Origin of the sequence: Campylobacter showae CC57C (genome assembly GCF_000344295.2) — a bacterium.
GTDB classification, from domain to species: Bacteria; Campylobacterota; Campylobacteria; order Campylobacterales; family Campylobacteraceae; genus Campylobacter_A; species Campylobacter_A showae_B.
The window spans coordinates 1-8,430 of record NZ_AOTD01000168.1; the positions used below are offsets into that span (position 1 = coordinate 1).

The 8,430-nt window shown below is 45.0% G+C and carries 9 protein-coding genes; all 9 read left to right on the forward strand.

The genetic code is table 11. The features are described from left to right. Positions 1-805, forward strand: an 805-nt coding sequence (locus H740_RS06485) for an NAD(P)-binding domain-containing protein (protein ID WP_002952559.1), incomplete at its 5' end; no start/stop codon positions are given. Between the two features lie 2 nt (positions 806-807). Further along, complete coding sequence (locus H740_RS06490; protein ID WP_002952560.1) at positions 808-2,790, forward strand: coiled-coil domain-containing protein; 1,983 nt, start codon at positions 808-810, stop codon at positions 2,788-2,790. Further along, positions 2,787-3,482, forward strand: coding sequence for a tRNA1(Val) (adenine(37)-N6)-methyltransferase (locus H740_RS06495; protein ID WP_002952561.1), 696 nt, complete (start codon positions 2,787-2,789; stop codon positions 3,480-3,482). The genes H740_RS06490 and H740_RS06495 overlap by 4 nt, the downstream gene beginning before the upstream one ends. Next, positions 3,479-3,856, forward strand: a complete 378-nt coding sequence (locus tag H740_RS06500; RefSeq protein ID WP_002952562.1) for a YkgJ family cysteine cluster protein — start codon at positions 3,479-3,481, stop codon at positions 3,854-3,856. The genes H740_RS06495 and H740_RS06500 overlap by 4 nt, the downstream gene beginning before the upstream one ends. Next, the gene (locus tag H740_RS06505; protein WP_034957558.1) at positions 3,832-5,097 is read left to right on the forward strand and encodes a tetratricopeptide repeat protein; all 1,266 of its coding nucleotides are present in this window, start codon (positions 3,832-3,834) and stop codon (positions 5,095-5,097) included. Before H740_RS06500 ends, H740_RS06505 begins: the two co-directional genes overlap by 25 nt. Beyond that, positions 5,094-5,879 carry an indole-3-glycerol phosphate synthase TrpC gene (gene trpC / locus H740_RS06510; RefSeq protein WP_002952567.1) on the forward strand — a complete coding sequence of 262 codons (786 nt, stop codon included), beginning with the start codon at positions 5,094-5,096 and terminating at the stop codon, positions 5,877-5,879. The genes H740_RS06505 and trpC overlap by 4 nt, the downstream gene beginning before the upstream one ends. A gap of 1 nt (position 5,880) precedes the next feature. Further along, positions 5,881-6,378: an HIT family protein gene (locus H740_RS06515; RefSeq protein ID WP_002952568.1), complete on the forward strand. Its 498-nt coding sequence runs from the start codon at positions 5,881-5,883 to the stop codon at positions 6,376-6,378. A 63-nt stretch (positions 6,379-6,441) separates the two neighbouring features. Further along, positions 6,442-7,653, forward strand: coding sequence for an ankyrin repeat domain-containing protein (locus H740_RS06520; protein WP_002952570.1), 1,212 nt, complete (start codon positions 6,442-6,444; stop codon positions 7,651-7,653). A 9-nt stretch (positions 7,654-7,662) separates the two neighbouring features. After that, positions 7,663-8,409 carry an SDR family NAD(P)-dependent oxidoreductase gene (locus tag H740_RS06525; protein WP_002952572.1) on the forward strand — a complete coding sequence of 249 codons (747 nt, stop codon included), beginning with the start codon at positions 7,663-7,665 and terminating at the stop codon, positions 8,407-8,409. Positions 8,410-8,430: the final 21 nt, after the last annotated feature.

Sequence of the window (8,430 nt, forward strand, 5' to 3'; positions counted from 1 at the left end):
AGACAATAAGCGCGTGGATAAGGAGTACAAAGGTCAAGACAGCACCATTCACGGCATCGTGTCCTTTGAAGACGGCACGAAAGAGAGCACGCTTGATTATTTCGATAATCTGCTAGACGAGGAAAAGATCGAGGCCGTGTTTAACTCCGAGGTCGAAAGCGTAAAGAAAAAGGACGGTTTGTTTTTCGTGCACACCGCAAAGGGCGACTATCAAGCCAAAAACGTGATGATAAGTATCGGTAAAATGGGACGCCCGAACAAGCCGGACTACAAAATCCCGCCTTCGCTAAATAACGTTATAAATTTTAACCTAAACTCCTGTTCTAGCGGCGAAAAAGTGCTCGTGGTAGGCGGCGGAAACTCGGCCGTGGAGTACGCTATCGAGCTATGCCAATACAACAAAACGACGCTGGCTTACCGTAAGGATAAATTTAGTCGCGTAAATGACGTAAACGTAACGGCGCTATGGGAGCTAGAAAAAGCAAATAAGCTAAAAGTGCGACTAAACCACGACATCACCGAGATAGAAAACGAATCGGGACGCGTGAGAGTGCACTTTTCAAACGGAAAAATCAGAGTCTACGATAGGGTTGTCTACGCTATCGGCGGCTCAACTCCGGTGGATTTTTTACAAAAATGCGGAGTGGAGCTTGACGCAGATAAAGATCCGGTCGTAAACGAGCACTATGAAAGCAGCGTCGGCGGGCTATATATCGGCGGCGATATCGTGCTAAAAAACGGCGGCTCGATCGTGCTCGCGCTAAACCACGCGCATAAGGTAGTCCAAGACATCAAGGAAAAATAGAGTTGAGAGCGTTAAATTTAGTCTTATTTTTTATCTGCGGTTGTTTGCTCACGCTGGGCGGGTATTATTTGTATTTCGAGTTTACGAAGCCTTCTGCAAAGTCTACGGAGCTCGCCGTGCAGATAATGAACGTCGAAGAAGCGCCTAAAAACGAGAGCGTAGGCGGTACGGACGAGACAAATTCGGCCATCCTAAGTCAAGCTTTGCCGCAGGAAAAATATGCTAAAAATTTGGATGCGAACTATACGGACGCACCTATTTTAGGCGACGAGGACGAGCTAAAAGAGCAAATCCGCGTCCTGCGCGCTCAAAATAAGCTACTCTATGACGATAACGTCGATCTAGTGAGTAAAAATCTAGAAATCTCAAATATCTTAAGCGATCAAAAAGCCGAGCTGGAAACCAGGCGAAAACAAGCCGCCAGCGCTAACGACAAACAGCGTATAAGCGCTATCGACGAGCTAAATAAAAAACTAGCCAAAGCGCAAGAAGAAAATGAGAAAAATAAAAATTTAGAGCAAAATTTGACTTCTCTTCGTAGCGAGATCAAAGCTCTAAAAACCGAGCTTGAGAAAAAGCAGAGCGAATTTGACAAATCAAGTGCTAAAACGCAAAACGAGAGCCAAAATGCACTAAAAAGGTTGGAGGCTCAAAACGACGAGCTAAAAAATGAAGCGACTTCTGCTAGAGCTAAATTTGAAAGCGAACTAAGAACGGCGACCGAGGAGGCCGCAAAACTAAAGAGCGAAAATGCTAGACTCGCAAACGAGCTAGGCCTAAAAGATAGCGAGATAAAAAGGATCACTAGCGAATATAACGCTCAGGCTCTAAATGCTCAAAATTTATCTAAAAATAGGATCGCCGCCCTAGAAAAAGAACAAGACGCGGACAAGAAAAAAATAAGCGAGCTTGAAGCGAGCCTTGAAAACGCAAACAAAAAAGCCGAGTCAAAAGCTAAACTAAAAGCGATAAATGATGAGCTAAACGCGACGAATAAAGAGTTAGTCACAAAGCTCGAGAAAGAAAAACAAGGATTTGAAAAAGAGATTGAACAAAACGAGGCTATATATAAAACCGAGCTTGAAAAGCTAAAAAATCAGCTCGAAAATGAGCGCCAAGAGACCGAGCGAAACGTATCCGAACTAAAGGCTAAAATCTACGAGTTGGAAGATCAAATTTCGCAAAAAGATAGCTCACTGCAAAGTGCGGAAGCTAAGGTTACAGAGCTAAACGAGTCGCTAAATATCCAAAAAGAACTGCTAGCGGACGAGATCGCCGCTGGTAAAAAAAATATCCAAAACTATAAAATTTTAAATAACAAAATCACGACTTTAGTTGAAAACGACATCAAAACAGCCAAGGAAAATAAAGAGCAACTAGACGCTCTAAATGAGCTTTTGACGCATAAAGACGCAGAGCTCGCGACTTTAAGAAAACAGATACAAGACGGAGCTAAAGATCTAAGCGACACGAAGGAAAATTTAGCTAAAACAAGTACGCAAAAAAACATCGCAAAGGGCGAAGTGGCGCAGATACTAACCAAAAATGAAGAGCTGATGAGCGAAAATGAAAATCTAAAAAAGATAATCCAGCTAAATTTTAGAGCCGAAGTTCCTAAAAAAGTTGTTTTCATCGCCTCGGTCGAGTGCTCGGATATGAGCGCGGGCTCAGACAGGCCGACGCAAGTTTGCAAAAACAAGGTAAGCGACTTTTTGCAGAGTTATAATTCAAATTATTATTTTGAGATCACGCCGATAGTTAGCCGCGGTAACTTTATCGCCACGTCAAAAGCGGCAAAAGTGATCCCGCAAGACGAGCTTGAAAAGATCGATTCATACGCAAATTTTGGTATCGGCAAAGAGCGCGCCAAGGTGGCCGGCGAGATGATAAAAGATGAATTCGGTGACTTTTCCCGCATATCGTACAGTAACGACATTATAACGTCTCAAGATAAGCAAGGATTTATCATCAAGGTATATAGATGATAATCACTCAGCCCAAAAACGGCTACCGCTACAATAGTGACACGATGTTTTTGTATGACTTTATCCGTGAGGGTGGAGTGTGCGGCGAGGTGCTAGAGGTTGGCTGCGGTAGCGGGGTTTTGGGGCTGCTTTTAAAGCGCGATTTTCCCAAAATTTCACTCAGTTTGCTTGATATTTTAGAAGCTAACGTAAATTTAGCCGCCGCAAACGCTAGCCAAAATGGACTTGAAGCCGAGTTTATATCGGCTGATTTTGCTAAATTTAAGAGTGAAAAAAGATATGATCTCATCGTCTCAAACCCGCCTTTTTATCATGACGGCGCAAAAAAAAGTGAGAACGAGCATCTGCGCGCCGCTAGATACAGCGAAAATTTGCCCCTTAGCGAGCTTGTAGGGAGCGCAAATTCGCTCCTAAAGCCGCGGGGAGTTTTTAGCTTTTGCTACGACGCGAAGCGCCTAGCTGAAATTTTGCTTTGTTTGAGCGAATTTAAATTTACGCTTACTAGGCTTTGCTTTGTGTATCCAAAAGCGGACGGCGCAGCAAATTTGGCGCTAATCGAAGCTAAAAAAAGCTCAAAATCCTTAGCTCAAATTTTGCCTCCGATTGTTGTTTTTGAAGGCGGCGTTTATAGTAAAAAGGCAGCTAAGATTTTTGCTGCGGCAAATACGCAAAGTAAGGACGCGCTAGAGTGAATTTACTAAGACAAAGCGGCTTTGGATATGAATTTGACCCTAGCAAGTGCGAGCTGTGCGGCGGTAAGTGCTGCACTGGCGAGAGCGGCTATATATGGATAAGCTCAGCGGAAATCTCGGCGCTAGCGGAACATTTGAAAATAAACGAGGACGAGTTTAGATCGCGATTTTTAGATAAATTCGGATATAAATTTAGCCTCAAAGAAAAGCCCTATGAGGGCGGATTTGCGTGCGTTTTTTTTGACGAAACGGCAAAAAACTGCTTGGTTTACGACTTTCGCCCGAGTCAGTGTCGCACCTTTCCGTTTTGGGACTATTTTAAGGATAAAATCAATGAATTGGAGAAAGAATGCGCGGGAATAAGGCGATTTTAAAATTTATATTGGCGACCTTGCTTGTTTGTTTTGCTACCGCCAAAGACGGTTTTGACGAGAATTTATACGTTATCAAGGCGTTAATGGCGGTCGAAAACGCCAAACACGACGAGGCGACCGAGCTTTACGAGCAGCTTTACGAAAAAACTAAAAATACGGACTATCTAAAAGAGGCGCTCAGACTCGCGTTTTTTTCTAAAAATGTAAATTTTAAAAGTATTTTAGCGCTCAGCCAAAAGGTACTAAAAGACGATGTGGACGTACTTCGTATACAGGGCGCAAATTTGATGAGCGAAAACAAACTGGACGAAGCCGCAAAGATAATGAAAGAGCTCGTCCAAAAAGAGGACGTCTCTAAAAATCACGTCATGCTCTCTGCCGTCTACTCGATGCAAAACGACAACAAAGCTGCTCTAGGCGAGCTCGAGCGCGCGTACGAACTAGATAGGAGCGTGGAAAATTTGCTGCGAATAGTCGATCTTTTATACAATAAAATGAACGATAAAAAAGAGGCGATCAGATACCTAGAGAGCTCGCGCCGTATAGATGGCTGCGAGGTAGAGACCTGCACGGCGCTAGTGGATATCTACGCACAAGACGGCCGTTACTCCGATATGATCGATGTTTACGAGGGGCTTTATGAAGCGACGAAAGAAAAAATCTATCTCGAAAAAGCGCTTGGCGTCTACGTCTATCAAAAAAACTACGACGCGGCGATCAAATTTTTGCAAAAATACTCCTACAACGATGATGCTTTGATGGATCTTTACGCCGCGACGGGGGATTTTGCTAAGGCGTATAAAAAGGCGCAGGAAGCCTTTGATAAGAGCTTTAATCTCGAATATCAAGCTAAAATGGCGATATATCAATACGAGAGAGACACCGATAAACAAACTAAAAAGATAGATAAAGATAGCCTAAAGCAAGTCATAAATAACTTTGAAAAATCGGCCGTAAAGCTAAATAATGCACTATATCTAAACTACTACGGCTACCTACTCATCGACCACGATATAGACGCAAAAAAGGGCGTAGAGCTAGTAAACAGAGCCCTTAAACTAGAGCCAGGATCGGTGTTTTATCTAGACTCGCTAGCGTGGGGATACTATAAGCTGGGCGAGTGCAAAAAGGCTGACGAGATAATGAGGCAAACTCTTCATAACGAGGAATTTGTAAATTCGCCCGAGGGCAAAGAGCACATAAACGCTATTAAAGGGTGCTTAAAAAAGGGTAAAAAATGATACTAGATCAGATAATCAAGCGTACCAAAGAGGACTTGGCGCTGCGAAAAGCGCAAACACCTTTTGAAAAACTGCAAGAGCTTGCGGCAAAAAATCCTCGCAAGATAAAAGACGCGGTAAAGGCGCTAAAAAGCAGCGCAGACGAGCCGTATCGTATCATCGCCGAGGTCAAAAAAGCAAGCCCTAGCAAGGGGCTAATAAGGCAAAATTTCGCGCCCGTAGAGATAGCTAAAGAGTATGAAAAAGGCGGCGCAAACGCTATCTCGGTTCTAACCGAGCCGCATTTTTTTAAAGGAAATTTGGAGTATCTGGCGGCCATCAGACGCGAAAGCTCGCTGCCGCTGCTTCGAAAGGATTTTATCGTAGACGAGCATCAAATTTTAGAAGCGCTCGTTTATGGGGCTGATTTTATCCTACTTATCGCAAAGGCTCTTGGCGCCGATGAGTTAAAGCGGTTGCTTGATTACGCGCGCTCTTTGGGGCTTGAGGCCTTGGTCGAGACGCACGACGAGGAGGACGTGGAAAAGTCAAATTTTGCGTGCGCAAAGATAGTCGGCGTAAATCACCGAAATTTAAGTACGTTTGAGATGGATATGAGCCTTTGCGAGAAGCTGTTTTCTAAAATCAAAAATGCAAGCGTCATCGTCGCCGAAAGCGGTATCTACGAGTACTCGCAGCTAAAAGAACTTCACGCGCAAGGAGCCGACGCGTTTTTGATAGGCGAGCATTTTATGAAGCAAGAGGACTTGGCAAAAGCCGTAAAAACCGTAAAGGAGGGCTGAGATGGAGCACATTTGCGCACCGTGGAGGAGCGAATATTTTGGTAAAAAGGAGCAGGGCTGCGTCTTTTGCAACGTCGTAAATCACCCCGAAAAAGACGCCGAGACGGGCGTTTTATTCCGCGCAAAGCGGTGTTTTGGGATTATGAATCTCTACCCGTATACGCCGGGGCACTTTATGGTGATCCCGTACGTACACGCCGATAATATCGAAAGCCTAGACGAGCAGACATGGTCTGAAATGAGCGCCTACGTGCGAGAGGGCGTAAAAATTTTAAAACGCGAGCTAAACGCAGCTGGCGTAAATATCGGGATGAATCTAGGCAAAGCAGGGGGTGCGGGCATTGCAGAGCACGTACACTATCATCTAGTGCCGCGCTGGAGCGGCGATACGAATTTTATCACCTCCATCGCCGAGGTACGCGTAAACGGCGTTCCTTTTACCCCGCTTTACGAGAAGCTAAAAGCCGCGTTTGCGGACGTTTGCTTTAATGAGCGGTAAATTTATTTTTACCAAATTATTTTTTGGTAGAATTATCAAAATTAAAAGATATTAAGGCATACGATGAGATTTATTTTGCCGATATTTTTGTCGTTTTCTTTTGTTTTTGCAGATTTTAACTGCGATGACGCTTTGGTTGATAAGCAGCGATTTTTCTCTCAAAATTTAACTTTTTCGGGAGAATTTGAGCCAAACTGTAATGACTCTATCTTGGGGATAAAAGAGGCTCAAATTTTACTCTCGGCCGCTCAAAAGATCCGCGCCGAAAGCCTTGCTTGCGTCGGAAATTTGGCGACTAAAAATTTAAACGAGTTTAAATTTAAGATTTTAAAAGCCTCCTATGCGCCCGAAATTTATGCTAAAGAGCTAGAAAATCCCGATGAATACGAAAAACTCGTATCGCAAAACAGAGCCAGGCTTCGCTACTGGGGACATCAAAGTTTAAGTAACTTCACGGTTTTTAAGGACTTTAACAAAGACTACAATGCCGCTCTTGAGCCGCTAGTAAGCTACTATAAATCAAATTTCAAAATAGACGAAGGCAGCGCGATTTATTACGCTTCAAAGGTTGCAAACGAGTTTTTAAAATTTGCCGCCGCGACACTACAAAACGGCGATATGGACGAGTTTGCGAGAAAAGTTAGCGACCCGACTTTTACAAAATACGGCATAAATGAGGCGATATATTCCGGCTCCGTCTCGCAAAGCTCGCTGCAAAACGCCTTTAACGTCGCGCTTCTTTACGAAAAAAGCGAGGACGTGATAAAGGAGTTTTTGCGCGCAGGCGTAAATTTAAACTACGGCTTTGAGAGTTCGCTATTTTTTGCACTCAAAAATCTAAATAATGTAAAGCTTCTAGTTGCCAGCGGCGCGGACGTAAACTATGCAAATCTGCTCGGCGTCACTCCGCTTTTTAAGGCTGTGCAGCTAAATGACATAAATTTGGTTAAATTTCTCCTCGAAAACGGAGCGCTAGTAAACAAAAGGCTGATAGACGTGAGTACCAAGCTTGCATATAGCGCAAATTTGAGCGTCCAGCTACCAAGCTTCGTGAAGCTCTGCGACTTTGACGAGGCGTCAAAAAGCGTTCTGATGAGCGCGGCGGGAGCGGCGGATGTGGAGATATTGCAGCTTTTGGTAGATAACGGCGCGGACGTGCAGGCAGTGGATGATAACGGACTAAACGCCCTAGACTACGCGATCATCGGCAAAAAAGAGATCAACGCACAGTATCTAAGGGCGATGGGGCTTGAGTCAAATTTGATCACCGAATAAGGAGAAAATATGAAAGGAACGGCTTTTATTACTGGGGCTACGTCGGGTTTTGGCGAGGCGATAGCTAGGATGCTCAGCCGCGAAGGCTACAAGATCGTAGCGCTGGCTCGCCGTAAAGAAAGGCTCGAAACCCTGGCAAAGGAGCTTGGAAATACGCACATAATCGTCGCAGATATCCGCGATAAAAAGGCGGTTTTTGACGGCGTGGCAAATTTACCGCAGGGGTTTCGCGATATCGAAGTGCTCGTAAATAACGCAGGCCTGGCGCTGGGACTTGAAGGCGCGGCGGAGACTAGCATCGAGGACTTTGAGACGATGGTCGATACAAATATCAAAGGTTTTTTATACTCGACCAAGGCCGTTTTGCCTCTTATGATTGCGCGAAAGAGCGGCTATATCTTTAACCTAGGCTCGACCGCGGGCGCATGGCCGTATCCGGGCAGCCACGTTTACGGCGCTAGCAAGGCGTTTGTAAAGCAGTTTAGCAGAAACCTGCGCACCGACATACGCGGCACCGGCATACGCGTGACCGAGATAGCTCCTGGCATCTGCAAGACCGAGTTTAGCGAGGTTCGCTTCGGCGGCGATAAGGCTAAAGCCGACGCGGTTTACGAGGGCGTGGAGTACATAACCGCCGAGGATATCGCACAGATCGTGCTAAACTGCCTAAATATGCCTCGCCGCGTCAATATCAACGTCGTCGAGGCGATGGCGACGCAGCAGACTTGGGCCGGGCTTTTTATCGAGAAAAAGTAGGCTTTTGGCGTTAAATTTGCG

Coding starts and splice junctions, on each gene's coding strand:
- H740_RS06495 (WP_002952561.1), top strand. CDS start 2,787: ATGATAATCACTCAGCCCAAAAACGGCTACCGCTACAATAGTGACACG.
- H740_RS06505 (WP_034957558.1), top strand. CDS start 3,832: ATGCGCGGGAATAAGGCGATTTTAAAATTTATATTGGCGACCTTGCTT.
- trpC (WP_002952567.1), top strand. CDS start 5,094: ATGATACTAGATCAGATAATCAAGCGTACCAAAGAGGACTTGGCGCTG.
- H740_RS06515 (WP_002952568.1), top strand. CDS start 5,881: ATGGAGCACATTTGCGCACCGTGGAGGAGCGAATATTTTGGTAAAAAG.
- H740_RS06520 (WP_002952570.1), top strand. CDS start 6,442: ATGAGATTTATTTTGCCGATATTTTTGTCGTTTTCTTTTGTTTTTGCA.
- H740_RS06525 (WP_002952572.1), top strand. CDS start 7,663: ATGAAAGGAACGGCTTTTATTACTGGGGCTACGTCGGGTTTTGGCGAG.